This window comes from Pseudobutyrivibrio xylanivorans DSM 14809 (genome assembly GCF_900141825.1).
Classification (GTDB): Bacteria; Bacillota; Clostridia; order Lachnospirales; family Lachnospiraceae; genus Pseudobutyrivibrio; species Pseudobutyrivibrio xylanivorans.
In genome coordinates this window covers 34,430-50,957 of sequence record NZ_FQYQ01000008.1, presented here as the reverse complement: position 1 = coordinate 50,957, position 16,528 = coordinate 34,430, and the positions used below count along the sequence as shown (strand labels likewise).

General features: G+C 40.3%; 11 protein-coding genes. 9 read left to right on the top strand and 2 right to left on the bottom strand.

All coding sequences use genetic code 11. From position 1 onward, the window contains the following. Nucleotides 1–34: 34 nt before the first annotated feature. The 6 genes from BUA88_RS07750 to panD all read left to right on the top strand — a co-directional run bounded on the left by BUA88_RS07750 (nt 35) and on the right by panD (nt 6,363). Nucleotides 35–2,401: a family 43 glycosylhydrolase gene (locus BUA88_RS07750; RefSeq protein ID WP_072915471.1), complete on the top strand. Its 2,367-nt coding sequence runs from the start codon at nt 35–37 to the stop codon at nt 2,399–2,401. Between the two features lie 97 nt (nt 2,402–2,498). Continuing rightward, entirely contained in the window at nt 2,499–3,158 is a 660-nt protein-coding gene (sdaAB, locus tag BUA88_RS07745; RefSeq protein ID WP_072915467.1) for an L-serine ammonia-lyase, iron-sulfur-dependent subunit beta, read from the top strand. A 195-nt stretch (nt 3,159–3,353) separates the two neighbouring features. After that, on the top strand, nt 3,354–4,205 hold the full coding sequence (locus tag BUA88_RS07740; protein WP_072915463.1) for a Rossmann-like and DUF2520 domain-containing protein: 852 nt from the start codon (nt 3,354–3,356) through the stop codon (nt 4,203–4,205). 7 nt (nt 4,206–4,212) lie between these two features. Next, nucleotides 4,213–5,097, top strand: a complete 885-nt coding sequence (panB, locus tag BUA88_RS07735; protein ID WP_072915460.1) for a 3-methyl-2-oxobutanoate hydroxymethyltransferase — start codon at nt 4,213–4,215, stop codon at nt 5,095–5,097. Between the two features lie 2 nt (nt 5,098–5,099). Beyond that, the gene (gene panC, locus BUA88_RS07730) at nt 5,100–5,957 is read left to right on the top strand and encodes a pantoate--beta-alanine ligase (protein WP_028246126.1); all 858 of its coding nucleotides are present in this window, start codon (nt 5,100–5,102) and stop codon (nt 5,955–5,957) included. 16 nt (nt 5,958–5,973) lie between these two features. After that, nucleotides 5,974–6,363, top strand: a complete 390-nt coding sequence (panD, locus tag BUA88_RS07725; protein WP_072915455.1) for an aspartate 1-decarboxylase — start codon at nt 5,974–5,976, stop codon at nt 6,361–6,363. Between the two features lie 640 nt (nt 6,364–7,003). Here panD and sdaAA read toward each other — a convergent pair. Continuing rightward, entirely contained in the window at nt 7,004–7,864 is an 861-nt protein-coding gene (gene sdaAA, locus BUA88_RS07720) for an L-serine ammonia-lyase, iron-sulfur-dependent, subunit alpha (protein ID WP_072915452.1), read from the bottom strand. Between the two features lie 85 nt (nt 7,865–7,949). Then, nucleotides 7,950–8,996, bottom strand: coding sequence for a LacI family DNA-binding transcriptional regulator (locus BUA88_RS07715; RefSeq protein WP_072915449.1), 1,047 nt, complete (start codon nt 8,994–8,996; stop codon nt 7,950–7,952). 231 nt (nt 8,997–9,227) lie between these two features. On the opposite strand from BUA88_RS07715, the gene BUA88_RS07710 reads away from it, so the two are divergent. The 3 genes from BUA88_RS07710 (at nt 9,228) to BUA88_RS07700 (ending at nt 16,419) form a co-directional block, all read left to right on the top strand. Beyond that, a complete protein-coding gene (locus BUA88_RS07710; protein WP_242939594.1) occupies nt 9,228–10,733 on the top strand; it encodes a glycoside hydrolase family protein in 1,506 nt (501 codons plus the stop codon). Nucleotides 10,734–10,745: 12 nt separating this feature from the next. Then, the gene (locus BUA88_RS07705) at nt 10,746–14,876 is read left to right on the top strand and encodes a hypothetical protein (RefSeq protein WP_072915443.1); all 4,131 of its coding nucleotides are present in this window, start codon (nt 10,746–10,748) and stop codon (nt 14,874–14,876) included. Nucleotides 14,877–15,111: 235 nt separating this feature from the next. After that, entirely contained in the window at nt 15,112–16,419 is a 1,308-nt protein-coding gene (locus tag BUA88_RS07700; RefSeq protein ID WP_072915440.1) for an ATP-binding protein, read from the top strand. Nucleotides 16,420–16,528 lie beyond the last annotated feature (109 nt).

Sequence of the window (16,528 nt, the reverse complement as noted above, 5' to 3'; positions counted from 1 at the left end):
AACTCAAATTAAAAATTTCATCGAGGGATAATGTATGAATAAGTATATCAAGAAGTTCTTTTGTGTAGCTGTTACTGGCGCAATGCTTTTTAGCACAGCGGTAAGTGCAGAAGCTGCAACAGTAGTTAACGGCAGCTACGTTAAAGGAGATAATGAGAATAATCCTCTTGTAACTCAGAACTATGGAGCAGATCCAGCAGTTTTGGTATACAACAATAGGATTTACGTTTATACAACAAACGATAGCCAGGAGTATGATGCTACTCATGGCAAAAATACATATGGAAAAATTAACCAGTTAAACTGCTATTCTTCATCAGATATGGTTAACTGGACTGACCATGGTCAGATTAACGTTGCAGGACGCGACGGCGCAGCAAAATGGGCAAGCAATTCTTGGGCTCCTACAATTTGCTGCAAGAAAATTAATGGAAGAGATAAGTTTTTCCTTTATTTTGCAAACAATGCAAGCTCTATTGGCGTTCTTACAGCAGACAGCCCAACAGGTCCATGGCGTGATCCACTTGGACATGCTTTCATAACAAAAGCAACTCCAAACTGTAATGTAGAATGGCTTTTTGATCCAGCTGTTTTAGTAGATAGCAATGGAACAGGATATCTTTACTTTGGTGGTGGCGTTCCAGCAGGACAGGCTGCTCACCCAAGAACAGCAAGAGTTATCAAGCTTGGAGGCGATATGATTAGCACATCAGGCACAGCTGCTATGATTGATGCTCCATATCTCTTCGAGGATTCTGGAATTAACAAGATTGGTAACACATATTATTATTCATATTGTACAAACTGGAATTGCAGCAACGGATATCGCAATGCTACAATCCACGTTATGACAAGCTCTAACCCAATGGGACCATTCACATATCAGGGTGAAATTATGGCAAACCCAGGCTCATTCTTCAATGGTTCGGCTGGTAACAACCACCATCAGATTTTTGAGTTCAAGGGTAATTACTACATTGCTTATCATACAATGACAGTACAGAATGCCGTAATGAGCAATCTTGGCTACAGAACAACTCAGATTGACAGAGTTAACGTTTCTGGTGGAAGAATCCAGACAATCAAGCAGACAATGTCTGGTGTTCCTATGAATCCTTCAGTAAACCCATACGAGTGGGTACAGGCTGAGACAATGTTTACACAGGCTGGAATCAAGGTTCGCGGTAATGGCGATGGTTCTGCATGGGTAACAGATATTAACAATGGTGATTTCACAAAGGTTAAGGGGGTACAGTTCTCTAAGGGTGTTAAGTCTATCACAGCTACAGTTCAGAGTGGCGGAAATGGAAGCATCGAGGTAAGAGAGGGCTCACAGTCTGGTACATTACTTGGAACAATCAATGTTTCAAATACAAGTGGTTCCTTCAAGGATTTCACAGCTAACGTAAGAAATGTAAACGGAGCAAAGGATATCGTTTTTGTATTCCGTGGCTCATTTGCATTTGATAGATGGAAGGCAAACACAGATAACGGCGGAAGCGAAGCTCAGCCTACACCAACACCTACACCAACACCAACACAAACACCATCACAGAATGTAGATGCAAATACTACAGCAAACATTGCAGATGGTTGGTACTATCTCAAGAATACACTTTCACAGAAGTACCTTACAGTTGAGGGCAACTCAGCTAAGGCAGCTACAAATGTATGTATTTCAAAGGGTACAGGCGTTGATGGACAGAAGTGGTATGTTCAGAACTTAGGAAATGGTTACATTTCACTTAAGTCAGGACTTGGAGATTTCATGCTTGACGTTGCAAATGGTAAGGATGAGGATGGCGCAAATCTTCAGATTTACAATGCGTATGCACATGACCCACAGCAGTTTGTAGTAAAGAATACAAACAAGAGTGGTGTATACACAATCGCTACAAAGACATCAGCTGGTACAAAGTATGTAGATGTTTACGAGCACAAGACAGCTGATGGCACAAACGTATGTCAGTGGACATATTATGGAAATCCAAATCAGCAGTGGCAGTTTGAGAAGGTAAATGGTGGTTCACAGGCTCAGCCAACACCTACACCAACTCCAGCTCCTACAGCACAGCCAACTACAACACCTACACCAGCTCCACAGCCATCTACAGAAAGTGGTCTTACAGCTAAGGCTACTGTTAACAGCTGGGGAAGCGGATACACCGCAAACATTAAGGTATCTAACAATACAGGTAAAACTGTAAATGGTTGGACACTTAAGATTAAGAAGAGCGAAGTAAAGATGGATTCTAGCTGGAACGTTAACGTAAAGGAATCAGGTGATTCATATGTACTTACACCAGTAGATTGGAACTCATCTATTCCAAATGGCGGAAGCGTAGAATTTGGATTTAACGGCTCAGGCAATGTTGGAAGCATCAGCATTGATGTTCAGTAAAAATAAGGGATAGTTACTTATTGTAATTTGTATTGTATAATAAGTGGAGGAGCGTAGTGCTCCTCCATTTTTTTGTAACTGATGAGGTGTTAAATATATGAATCTATTTGATATTATAGGTCCAGTAATGGTAGGGCCATCCAGCTCTCACACAGCAGGCGCAGCCAAAATCGGTAACGTGTGCCACAAGCTGATGGGAGAAAAGATAGAAAAGGCTCAGATATATTTACATGGTTCATTTGCAAAAACAGGCAAAGGACATGGTACAGATAAGGCTCTTGTGGCAGGATTGATAGGACTTGATGTGGATGATATTCGCATTCCTGAAAGCTTCGAGCTGGCAAAGGAATATGGTCTGGATTATTCAATCGATACTATCGACCTTGGAGATGCACATCCAAACTCAGCGAAGATTATTATGTATGGAGTCAGCGGAGCAAAGGTAGAAGTAATCGCTGCTTCACTTGGCGGAGGCAGAATAGAGGTGTGCAACCTTGATGGTGTGGAGGTGAACTTCTCAGGTGAAAGCCCTACTCTAATCGTCCATAATATTGATCAACCAGGCTACATTACTGAGGTTACAAGCCTTCTTGGAAAACAGGGAATCAATATCGCTACAATGCAGCTTCACAGAAAAAATCGTGGAGGCGAGGCTGTCATGGTAATCGAATGCGATGATGAGGTCCCAGTGGAAACAAGACAGGAGCTTGAGGCCCAGGAAGGTATAATGAAAGTCTCGTATTATTCACCAAAGTAATTACAGTCCCAGCTACATTTTTGTGGCTGGGACTATTTACTTTGTACCACACAAATGCTATAGTGTCCTTCGGATGGTATTCGAAAGAAACTATACCTTTTAGCTTCTAAATTTTAAAAAGGTGCGCCCGATGGCATGCTCGTATCATTTTGAACGAGACTGTATCACCCCCGGATAAATAAGGAGGTGTTGCCCATGAAGGTTGGATTTGTAGGTGCTGGAAAAGTAGGCTGTTCTCTTGGCATGCTTTTTGAAACAACACAGCACAATCTTGCAGGCTATTACAGCCGCACGTCTTCATCCGCGGAAAGTGCAGCGGATTTTACCAAATCAAAACATTTTCAGAATTTAGAGACATTAATTGAAGAATGTGATACGGTGTTTATCACTGTTCCAGACGATTCTATTTCAACAGTTTGGGATAGCATAAAACACATGTCTATTGCTGGAAAAATGATATGTCATTGCAGCGGTTCTTTATCTTCGAACATCTTTAAGGATATTGAAGAGACTGGCGCATACGGTTTCTCGGTCCATCCACTACTGGCTGTATCAGATAGATACAGATCATACCAGGAGCTTCCAAAAGCATTATTTACAATTGAAGGAGATGCAACCCACATCGCTGATATTAAGGCCCTATTAGAGAAAAGTGGTCTTAAATATTCAGTTATAAATGCAGATGTGAAAACACGTTACCATGGGGCAGCTGTTATGTGCTCAAACCTTGTGGTTGCACTGATTCAGGCTGCAGAAGATGAACTTCGTATATGCGGATTTTCAGAAGAACTATTAAGTGATGCTATTGCGCCACTTTTGACAGGTAACGTAAACAAGGTTCTAAAGGTGGGAACCAAGGATGCATTAACCGGTCCTATCGAGCGAAATGATATGAGGACAGTGGAAAAGCATCTTGATACCTTTGAGGGAATAGATAGGCAGGTGTATAAAACCCTGTCACTTAAGACCCTAGAGGTGGCAAAGCATAAGCATCCCGAAAGTGATTATAGTGATTTGGAGCTTCTATTAACAACCCAGGAGGATTAGGAGAATAATGAAAAACACAGTAACAACTCTTCAGCAGATGAAGAAAGACGGAGAAAAAATAAGCATGCTTACCTGCTATGATTACTCAACAGCATGTCTTATGGAGGAATCAGGTATTAATGCCATTCTTATCGGCGATTCCCTTGGAATGACAATGATGGGATATAGTGACACTCTTCCAGTTACAGTTGATGATATTATTCATCACTGCGCTTCGGTTTCAAGAGGTCTTAAGGATACATTTCTTGTGGCAGATATGCCATTCATGTCTTATCAGACATCAGTTTATGATGCAGTAAAAAATGCAGGACGTCTTATCAAGGAAGGCCATGCACAGGCTGTAAAGCTTGAGGGCGGTGCATCAGTTTGTGAGCAGATTCGTGCTATCGTAAATGCGGATATTCCTGTTGTAGCACACATCGGTCTTACACCACAGTCAATCAATGCCTTTGGTGGCTTCAAGGTACAGGGAAAGAATGTAGAGCGTGCAATCCAGATTCTTAAGGATGCAAAGGCAGTAGAGGAGGCTGGTGCATTCATGGTTACTCTTGAGTGCGTTCCAGAGGAGCTTGCTACTCTTATTTCTCAGGAGCTTACAATTCCTACAATCGGAATCGGCGCAGGCAATGGCTGTGATGGTCAGGTTCTTGTATATCAGGATATGCTTGGAATGTTCACAGGCTTCAAGCCAAAGTTTGTAAAGCATTTTGCTAATATCGGTGAGGAAATGAAGCGTGCTTTCAAGGAGTATGATTCAGAGGTTAAGTCTAAGGCGTTCCCATCAGCTGAGCACAATTTCAAGATTGATTCAGAGGTTATGGAAGAGGTTCGCAAGGCTGCAGCCACAAAGGAATTTACAGTAACACTTGAGGATGAAAGGGTAAAGGCATAATTATGATTAAGGCAGCAACAATAAAGGAAGTTAAGGACAATGTTAGAGAGTGGAAAAAGCAGGGCTTAACAATTGGTCTTGTTCCTACAATGGGGTATTTACATGAGGGGCACGCAAGCCTTATTAAACGCGCACGTGGGGAGTGTGACAAGGTAATCGTTTCTGACTTCGTAAATCCGATACAGTTTGGACCAAAGGAAGATTTAGCTACATATCCTAGGGATTTCGACGCTGATTGTGAATTATGCGAAGGTCTTGGTACTGATTTAATTTTCCATCCAGAACCATCTGAGATGTATCTTGAGGGCTTCCATTCTTATGTTGGTGTGGATACATTATCAACAGAGCTTTGCGGAAAGAGCCGTCCTATCCACTTTAATGGCGTATGCACTGTTGTTAGTAAGCTTTTTAACATCACAGAAGCTGATAAGGCATACTTCGGACAGAAGGATGCTCAGCAGCTTGCAATCGTAAAGCGTATGGTTCGCGACTTAAATTTCAACATCGAAATCGTTGGATGTCCAATCATCCGTGAGGAAAGCGGTCTTGCAAAGAGCTCACGTAATACATATCTTTCTGAGGAAGAAAGAGAGAAGGCACTTGTTCTTCACAAGGCTCTTACAGTAGGTGAAGAGATGGTTCGCTCAGGTGAGAAGGATGCAAACGTGGTAAAGAAGGCTGTTACAGATATCATCGAGTCTGAGCCACTTGCCAGAGTTGATTATGTGGAAATCGTAGACTGGAACGAGCTTCAAAAGGTGGATAAGATTGATGGTCCTATCCTTACAGCAGTGGCTGTTTATTTTGGAGATAAGGTACGTTTGATTGATAACTTCATCGTGGAAGAAGCAGTAAAGTAAGAAAGGTATTAAGAATATGAATTTAACAATGCTTAAAGGCAAAATACACAGAGCAACAGTAACACAGGCAGAGCTTGACTACGTGGGAAGCATCACAATCGACGAGGATTTGCTTGATGCGGCAGGTATCCTTGAATACGAGATGGTGCAGATTGTTGATGTGGAGAATGGAAACCGTTTTGAAACATACACAATAGCAGGCGAGCGTGGAAGCGGTGTTATTTGCCTTAATGGTGCAGCAGCTCGTTGCGTATCAGTAAACGACCATGTAATCATCATGTGCTATTGCAGCATCCCAGCCGAAGAAGCAAAAGGCCACAAACCTAAGGTCGTTTTCGTAGACGACAACAACAAAGCTGCTCGCATCACAAACTACGAGAAGCACGGAAAACTCGGCGAGCAGTAGCCCCATTACCATTCACAGCCTATAGTGTGCATTTTCTTGCATGCCCTACAGGCCCCGCCGCCCACCATGGGCTAGGAAAACGATTTCGCGAATATTATAGTTTTCCAATATGCAAACAGGGAGCATTCGCAAGTGTCTTTTGAAGTATGAACTATTTTGAGAAATGTAGAACAAGGGGCGGACAATCCTAGTTTAATTATATTTGGATTTTCCAGTTCAATGAGCACTTGTGTTCCTGCTCCATTCACTAAGAAAAATTAAAAGAGCAGGTTTTGTATGTATAGTCACCGTGGCACATTCAACATCGTGTTTCAAGTGACCACTGCAGCCGCCGTCCTAGCGGCTGCTGCCTATACATTACAAAACCTGCTCTTTATTTTTCTAAGCTCATTCCAAACTCACACAAGTTGCTCATTAAACTAGAAAATCCAACTCAGTTAATTTATTGTCCGCCCAGTGGCTACATTTCTCAAAATTGTAAAGACTTACAAAAGACACTTGCAAATAAGAATGCGAGTCTTTGCATATATGGAAAACATAATATTCTTGCGATGTTTTTCCTAGCCCATGGTGGGCGGCGGGGCCTGCAGGGCATGCAAGAGAGAGTTATCAATAGGCTGTGAATGGTAACTACAGCTTATTAGATTGAGTTGGCGATTTTGATTCCGGTAGGTGTGGCGGCTACGCCACCTGTGCCGGTTTCTTTTATGTCGGGATTCATGCTTTTTCCGATGGCACTCATTGCGTCAAAGACTTCGTCGGCAGGAATGCGGCTTTCGATTCCAGCCATAGTAAGCTCTGCAGATGTCACTGCATTCATGGCGCCACATACATTTCTTTTTACGCATGGAACCTCCACAAGGCCAGCAACCGGATCGCAGGCAAGTCCCAAAAGATTCTTAAGGGCAAGTGAGGCTGCATTGGCACTTTGTCGTCCTGTGCCGCCTTTTAGATAAACAAGGCCGGCTGCTGCCATAGCGGAAGCTGAGCCAATTTCGGCCTGACATCCACTTTCTGCACCTGCAAGGGATGCACGCTTTGCAATGACTGCACCTACACCGGCTGTAACAAAAAGTGCTTCGGTCATTTTTTCATCTGATAGGCCAAGCTTTTCCTGTGCGGCGATGAATACTGCAGGTACAACACCACAAGAACCTGCTGTTGGTGCAGCAACGATACGCTTCATACAGGCATTGCCCTCGGCTACACGAAGTGCAAGCTCCATAACACGCCCTGTGAATTCTCCAACTAAAGGCTGACCTTCATCTAAATATTTTCTAAGAAGTCCAGCTTCCCCGCCAACGAGTCCACTGTTACTTCGTATATGCGAATCATAGTTTAAGGCAGATTCCTTCATGGCTGTGTACATAGCCTTCATAGCCTGAAAAGATTCCTCCAAGGAAACAGCACGCTCCTTGCAATCATCCTCCTGAACTATTTTCCAAAAAGGAATATGAGATTCCTCTTCAATTTTGCAAATATCTTCTATTGAATCAAACATAAGTAAAGCTCCTATTATCATTAAGTTTTTGTGAGTCGGTAGAAAACCAGACTACAAAAAACAGTTCTTCCATTGTATCACATAATTATCTAGATGAATCCCTGTAAATAATATCTGTTTCAATATAAGTTTTCTTAAAAGGAATATGTGGATTAGCAATACGTGAAAGTAGTAGCTCTGCAGCAGTGTATCCCATAGAGCTGCTGTGGATTTTTACAGTGGTAAGACTAGGCTCTGTGAGAGTAGATTCTGGTGCATCATCAAATCCGCATATACGAATTTCTTCAGGAACATTTTTACCAAGTAATCGTAGCGCCTTAAGCACTGACATAGCAAGGAAATCGTTGGCACAGAAAAATAAATCTGGCATAGAAGGCAGGGCTGCAATCTGTTCGCTTAGCCAGTTGGCATCAGAATATGGTGCGCTGTCTTCGGCAAGAATGCAACAATCAGTATCTAATGTAAGTCCTCTGTCTGCAAGGACAGAAACATAGGCCTGCCATCTTTCGTAGAAGGACTGGCAGTGGAAACGATCACCTACAAAGGATATTTTTTTGTTGCCTGCTTCCACCAAGGAATCCAACATATGGTATACACTTGAAAGATTTTCCATGAGTAAAACATCCGCATTTATAGTGCTCTTTTGTGTGATAGGTGTATCCACGAAGAGAAGCGGAATACCCTGCTTGCACAGAAATTCGCAATATGGGATAGAAAATAATTCCATACAGATTATGCCTGCGATGTTTTCTAAATTTATATTTGCTGGGAAGCATAGATTACTTATTTCGTAATCACGAATTATGTTTATAGAAAGCTTGTAGCCTAATGCATCAATTTTGTGATGGAAGGCTTCTAGCATTTTTGTTCCAGAATGGGAATTACCTGGAAATGCCTGTGTGAATAAAGCAATTTCAGATTTGGCACCAGGTGTAAGGCTTGGTGATTCTGAAAGTGGTGCAATTGAATCGGCTGATACAAACTGCTTGTAGCCCATAGCAAGTGCGGCCTGGCAGATTTTATTTCTGGTGTTGGCAGATACATTGCCTGTGTTATTTAAAGCTCTTGAAACAGTATTTCTTGATAGTCCAAGTGAATCTGCAATTTCCTGAAGGGTAACACGGTTACTCATTATATTCTCCTAAGTATTTTTAGTTACATTTATAGTACAGGAATATCAAAAATGTGTCAAATGCACCATTCTGAAAAATACTAGTGTGCATTTTATACAAAATCAAACCTTGAAAAATCAATGGTTTCTACAAAAATGTGATACATTTGCACAAACTAATTGATACATATGCACCATAATGATAGTATAAATGTAACATTCGAAGGTGCAGTAGCACCAAAAGGAGGGTATATGAGGAGAATAATCGTTATGCTTTTGCTTGGCACCCTTAGCCTAAGCTGTATTGGCTGTTCTGCTGGGACATCAGAAGCAAAACAGGAATCGGAGGAACAGTATTTGGGAGAGAGCATAGATAACCATGTAGTTTTTCCTGCGTCAGTCGAGGGATTCGTAGGTGATACAATGCCATTTTATGATGATGGTACCTACAATATTTTTTACCTGGCAGATCAAAGAAATGGTAAGCAGGGATATCATCCTTGGGCAATGATGCAGACAAAGGATTTTGTTAATTATGATGACAAGGGAGTTGTAATTAATTACGGAGAGACTATTAAGGACCAGGATATTGCACTTGGTACAGGTAGTGTAATCAAAGATAAAAATGGAAAGTATCACGCTTTCTATACAGGTCACAATGATGCATATGAACCAAAGGAAGCTGTGATGCATGCCATTAGCGATGACCTTGAAAATTGGGAGAAGGTACCTGAGGATACTTTCTACGCAAACGAGAATTATGCAAAAAATGATTTCAGAGATCCATACGTTTTATATATGGAGGATGAGGATTGTTACTGGATGCTTGTTACTACCAGAAGCAACAATACTGGTGTAATTGCAAAATACACATCTAAGGATTTAAAGACCTGGAATGATGATGGCGTTTTCTTTGAAAATGATATGGATACAGATTCAAACATGGAGTGCCCAACACTTCTTAAGTATAAGAATAAATGGTATCTTTCATTTTCTGATCAGTGGCCAAACAGAATTGTTCACTATAGATTTACAGATGATTTAAAGGCAGGCTTTAAGAAGCCACAAAGGGATTTCTTTGATGGAAATGGTTTCTATGCCGGAAGAATGGAAACAGACGGAGAGAGACTTTTTATAGTAGGTTGGAACGGCACAAAGGTAGGACATGCTGATGATGCTGAATACGACTGGGGCGGCAACATGGTTACTCACGAATTAATCCAGGCAAAGGACGGAAGCCTTAGCCCTGTGATGGTAAATGAAGTGGAAGCCAGCATGACAAATAGTCTTGCAGTAGCTCCTGAAAAGATGACTGAGTCAATAAAGTCTGATGATAATACTTTAAATTTTGCCGGAGAAGAATACGAGGTGGCAGGCTTCAAGAAACTTCTTGGAAGCTACATCGTTAGTGGCAAATTTAAGAACTTTGATGAAAATGGAATGTTTGGATTTGCCTTTAATTTAGATAGCGAAAATGTAGGCAAGCTTAATATCGTTTTCAATGCTGCAAACAAGCGTATCGAATTTTACAACACAGACAATATCATGGCCGAGGTTCCACAATCATATGTTGATTATGATTTTGGAAAAATGGATGAGCTTGATGTAAAAATGGTTATCGCCGATGGTGTTGTTTCAATGTATGTAAATAACGATATCGTATTTACGGAGAGAATGTATCTTTCACAGGGAATGGAATGGGGCATCTTTAGTGTAAAATCAAAGGTTTCTGTGGAGGATTTGAAGGTATATAAGTAAGGGGGGATTGAAATGGTTAATAATGTGGTTAAAAAGCTAATCACAAAAAAGGCGCTTATAGCTTTGGCTGGTGTCGCTGTTGTAGGAGGCGGCGCAGCAGCGGGAATACATTTGGCAGGGAATCTTAGCGAAGATGGAATGCTAGAGGAAACAGGACTTACATTTTTATCTGCAAAATGGCCAGAGGTTTTTGATGTAGAAGGATATGTTGAGCCAGAATTTGTGGATGTTCCAAATCGTACAAATAACGCATTCAACGTAAGTGATTTTGGCGAGCAGGGAAAGAATGGCTGGTTTTATCGATATGGTTCTGCACAAAATCCTAGTCGCTCACAGCGCCTGGAAAATTTTGATGGAGAGAAATATTCACAGCGCGGTGTAAGCGGTCTTGAGGTTAAAAATAATTTCATCCATACTTCTGAAGCTGCTGCTCCTATTTTAGAGTGGCGTGCTGCAAAGGATGGAAAAGTAAATGTTAGTCTTACATATGTAAAATCTGTAAATGGTGATAAGAATCCATCATATCCTGACGGCGTTACCGTATATGCGTATAAAGGTGACGAGATGCTGGGAAGATATGATGTGGATGTCAGCACAGAAACAGAAAAGGTTCTGGAGCAGGAGCTAAAGGAACTGGATGTAAAAGAGCTTGAAAGCCTTTATTTTGTAGTAGATGCAAAGGCAAATAATGCTTATGATGGTGGCTCACTTTATGTATCAATAAATGATGTTGATAATAAGGGATTACAGGCAACTGTTGACCATGAAAGAAAAAATAATAATGCTAATAACTTTGAGGACTTTGGTGCTGAGGGCCATAGAGGCTGGACATATCTTCACGGTAAGAGCGTTAAAGATGCAAGCCTTGTTTCTACATTTAATGGTAAAGAATATTTAAATGCCACATCACCAAATCTCACAATGAGTGAAGGCTTTATTCATCCATCTATAAATGACAATGCGATTCTTTGCTGGCAGCCAGCTGTGGATGGAGATATAGAGCTTAGGATGAAATATTCAAAGTTCGAGCAGAACGATGGAAATCCTAAGTATCCAGATGGTGTTACCGTCTCTGTTTATAAGAATGGGGAGAATTTATATACAAAGAAAGTAGCTGCTCCTTCATCAGGAACTAATGAAATCAAGTTCCGTGATAAGGACATAAAAGTAACGACTGCGGATAAGTTATATTTTATGGTGTCAGCTGACGGTAATGCATCCTATGATGGTGGTGCCTTTGATATTAATATTTTAGATAGAAAAGGCATCTCCACCGAGAAGGATGTGGCAATTGATGAAACCGAAACAAGGCAGAATTTTGCCGATGTAAAATACGATTTCGGTGAGCAGGGTAATAATGGTTGGTTCTTCCAGGAGGGTTATGAGGACGACCCAACAGATACCCTGAATATGACAAACTTCGAAAAAGACGAAGAAAGATATTTTGATGAAAGCTATCTTGAAATAAAGCGTGATTTCGTAAACACAGGCAAGGGACGTTCTGCTGTAATCAAGTGGAAGGTGGCTCAAACAGGAAAGGTTAAAATCGATGCTTCTTACACAAAGTTTAAGAACGAGGATAAGAATCCTAGCTGGCCTGATGGAACAAAGGTAACTATTTTCCATAATGATACACCTCTTGTTTCAGAGGAATTTGCACCAGACCGTATAAACGAAGTGACAAAGCGCCTTGATGTTGCAGAGGTGGATGTTGCAAAAGATGATTTCATCACAATGGTTGTAAATCCAAAGGAAAACAATGCGTATGATGCTGGTAAGTTTGAATTTTCAATTAAGGGAATCACTCCACTTACCGGTAAAACAGAAAAGGATGTTGTTTCTTATTCAGATAGCAGAAGCAACAACTGCTCAACAGTTGAAGATTTTGGCTCACAGGGAGCAAACGGATTGTGCTATCAGTCGGGATATTATCTTGATCCTGGCTATGCAGTAAATCTTGAAACCTATGCCAAGAATGAAAAGTACACAACAAAAGATGGCGTAGAAATTAAGCGTGACTACATCATGCCTGGCAATAAGGGACGCTCAGCCATCGTAAAATGGGTTGCAAAAGAAGAGGGCAGTGTCGATGTATTAACTACATATACAAAGCACAAGAATCTTGATAAAAATCCTGAGTGGCCTGATGGTGTAAATGTTTTTCTGATGAAGAACGGACAGGTTCTCAAAAAGGAAGAGTTTGCTCCTGAAGTATCAAAGGAAGTTACAAAAGATTTGAGCTATGAAGGTCTTTGGGTTAAGGCTGGAGATTGCATTTCACTTATGGTAGATGGCAAGGAAAACACTGCGTACGATGGTGGAAATTACACATTCGTTGTTGAGGATGCTGATTACAAGACCACAAAAATGGTGAATAATAGCGGTAGCAACTATGCAAACCTCAAGGTTGATTTTGGTGAGCAGGGCAACAATGGCTGGTATTACTTAGAAGGACGTTCAATTAAAAAGGCAGAAATACTTACAAAGAAAACTGACGATGGAAGCGGTTATGTTTCACGAAAGGCAAAATGGCTCGAAGTAAAGAGAGATTATGTACAGCCTAGATTAAACGCTCATGCAATGTATAAGTGGGTAGTAGCTGTTGATGGAAATATCGATATCAACGGAAGCTATGCAAAACATGGTAACGAAGATCCAAACATGGACTGGCCAGATGGTGTTGTTGTTTCGGTTTACAAAAATGACAGCGAGCTTCTCAAAGAGGTTGTGACTTGTCCAAGAGGTGAGAATAATAGAACTGTTAAAAATATTCAGTTCAACAAGCTTGCTGTAAAGGCTGGCGATATCCTTACCTTTGATATTGGCTGCAATAAAAACAGTGCATGGGACGGCGGTTGTCTTGATATTGATATAGCAGATTCTGAGATGCTTAGAGTGACAGTTGGAGATGAGGAGCGTTCAAACAATACTTCACTTGGTGCGCTTACAACTCCACTTGCACAGGGCCAAGACGGCTGGTGGTTCCTTGAAGGAAAGAGCATTGATTCAGCCAGATGCTTGATGAAGACAAATGATGACAGCTCAGCATTCCTTTCTTCAAAAAATGAAGGTCTTGAAATGAAGAAGGATTATGTACATCCAGCAAAGGATGCAGCAGCTATTTATCAGTGGGTTGTCTATGAGGATGGCAAAATAGACGTTCTTGGAAACTATGTAAAGTATGGACAAAATGATGGAAATCCAAGCTGGCCAGATGGCGTAAAGGTACTTGTTTATGTAAATGATACTGTTCTTGTAACAGAGGATGTAGAGGTGTTCCAGGGAGATGGAAATGACAACTCTGTAAACTTTATGTTAGAGGGGCTTAATGTATCTAGAGGAGACAAGATTTCCTTTGTAATTGATGCTAAGGATAATAATGCCTGGGATGCCGGTAGATTATCTGTAAACATCTACGATGCAAGTGACATTCCAGAAGAGGAAGCTAGAGAAAACAATACAACTCTTGCAGATGACTTTACTGGTATTCAGGGAGAAAATGGCTGGTACTACGGTATGTGCGATTGGGATGGAAAGAATTTTGAAAGACTTCCATTTGATGAGGAAAACAATCGTTACTACAATAACGGAAAGCCAGAACTTAAGCCTGATTTTGTAGAGCCAGGTAATGGTAGAAATGCAGCCTACATGTGGATGGCTGCCAAAAATGGAAGAATTGTTGTGGATGGAAGCTACACTAAATTTGCAAACAGCGCAGATCCAAATGCAAATGGTGTTTGCATGAGAATCTTCATTAATGGAGAGGAAAAGAAATGGATTGGTGGCGATATCCAGGGTAACTTTGGCGAGGAACGTACAGTTTCTTTCAAGGAAATTTATACTGTTCATAAGGGTGACTCTGTAATGTTTGCAATCGACCCTGATGGCAATGACAGCTATGATGGTGGTCGTCTGGAAGTAAAGATTTACGATGCAGACATACCTGAGGAATCAGAAGAAAATACTTCTGAGGAAAATGAACCAGGCACTCCTGATTCAGATGATTCTGATAAGAAATCTGAGGATGAGTCGGAGGAAGAATCTGAGGGTGAGTCAGAAAGTGAGTCTGAGGAAGAATCTGGTGAAAAAACCGATGATAGTATTAATGAGAATTCCGAGGATAAGCCAGAGGAAGAATTATAATTTATAGTAAAAGAAAATGCAATGCTTTGAGGGCTGCCTTAAAGCATTGTATTTTTTTGTATGGGAACCTGTTACAATGAATTAGCGAATTCCATTTTATGTGAGGCTGGTGGATTTTTAGCGTAACAAATGATATAATATACCAAAATGTTGATGAAATATACATTTTAACTTTCTAAAATGTTGATATAAGCACAATTATATTGTTCTAAAATGTTGATAAGGGGTATATTTTATGCTAAGAAGAAAAGCAACAGACCAACTAAAATACTGGGTGGAACACAAGGATAAAAAATGTCTGGTTGTTCAAGGTGCCCGTCAGACTGGAAAAACATATATTATTGAAAGATTTGCAGAAGATAATTATGAGGAAGTAGTTGAAATAAATTTTAAGGAAATGCCTTCCGCAAAGACAATATTTGAGGGAGATTTAACCGTTGATAATATGGTTATGGCACTTCGCTTTCGTTTCCCAGAAATAAAGATTATTCCTGGTAAAACACTAATATTTCTTGATGAGATTCAGGAATGCGAAGAAGCCATTACTGCATTAAAGTTTTGGGCAGTTGATAATAGATACGATGTTATAGTATCAGGTTCGCTTCTCGGAATTGATTATAAACGTGCATCATCATATCCAGTAGGCTATGTTGATTATCAGAGAATGTATGGTTTGGATTTCGAAGAATTCCTCTGGGGAATAGGGATTACTGAGGAGATGATTGATTCTCTAAAGGCATGTTTTGATAAGAAGCAGCCTGTTCCTACAGCAATTAATGATCAGATGTTTAGCTATTATAGGCAATATATTGCCACTGGAGGAATGCCTGAAGTAGTTCAAAAGTATTTGGATACAAAGGATTATAGAGAAGTTGACACTATCCAAAGAAGTCTTCTTCAAGGCTATTTATATGATATTGCTCATTACGCAAATGCTGAAGAAAAAGTAAAAGCAGAAAAGTGTTATCTCACGTTAGGTAAGCAGCTGCTTGATAAAGAAAATCATAAGTTTCAATATAAAGAGATTGAAAAGGGCGCTAGGGCGCAGAAATATTATAATAGTATCGATTGGTTGCTTAGAGCTGATATGGTACATTTAAGCAGGATTGTAACAGATATAAGATATGATCTGGATGATTATGCTAGAAATGATTTCTTTAGAGCTTACACAACTGATTTATCGTTATTAGTTGCAATGAAGGATTTTTCTCTTAAGCAACACATAGTAGAAAATACACTTGAAGGTAATACCAAAGGTGGAATATATGAATGTGCTGTAGCAGATGCATTGCATAAAAAAGGATATACATTGTACTTCTACAAAAATGAAACTACGAAAAAGGAACTGGATGTGATTATCCAAAAAGATGGACAGGTTATTCCTATAGAAGTTAAGGGCGGAAAAGCAAACGCAAATTCAATTAAATCAGTATTAAAAAAATATGATGATATTACGTGTGCCTATAAATTTATTGATGGTAACGTAGGGGTGAGTGACAACGGACTAGTGACTCTACCATTATATATGGCGGCATTTGTATAAATTGATAGATTCACTCATAAAATTGTTAAATTGCCTAGATATTTCCCTCGTTTTTTTGTTCTATAGCCTTGATAATTCGCTCATAAAATTGTATTCTATCTATAGATAT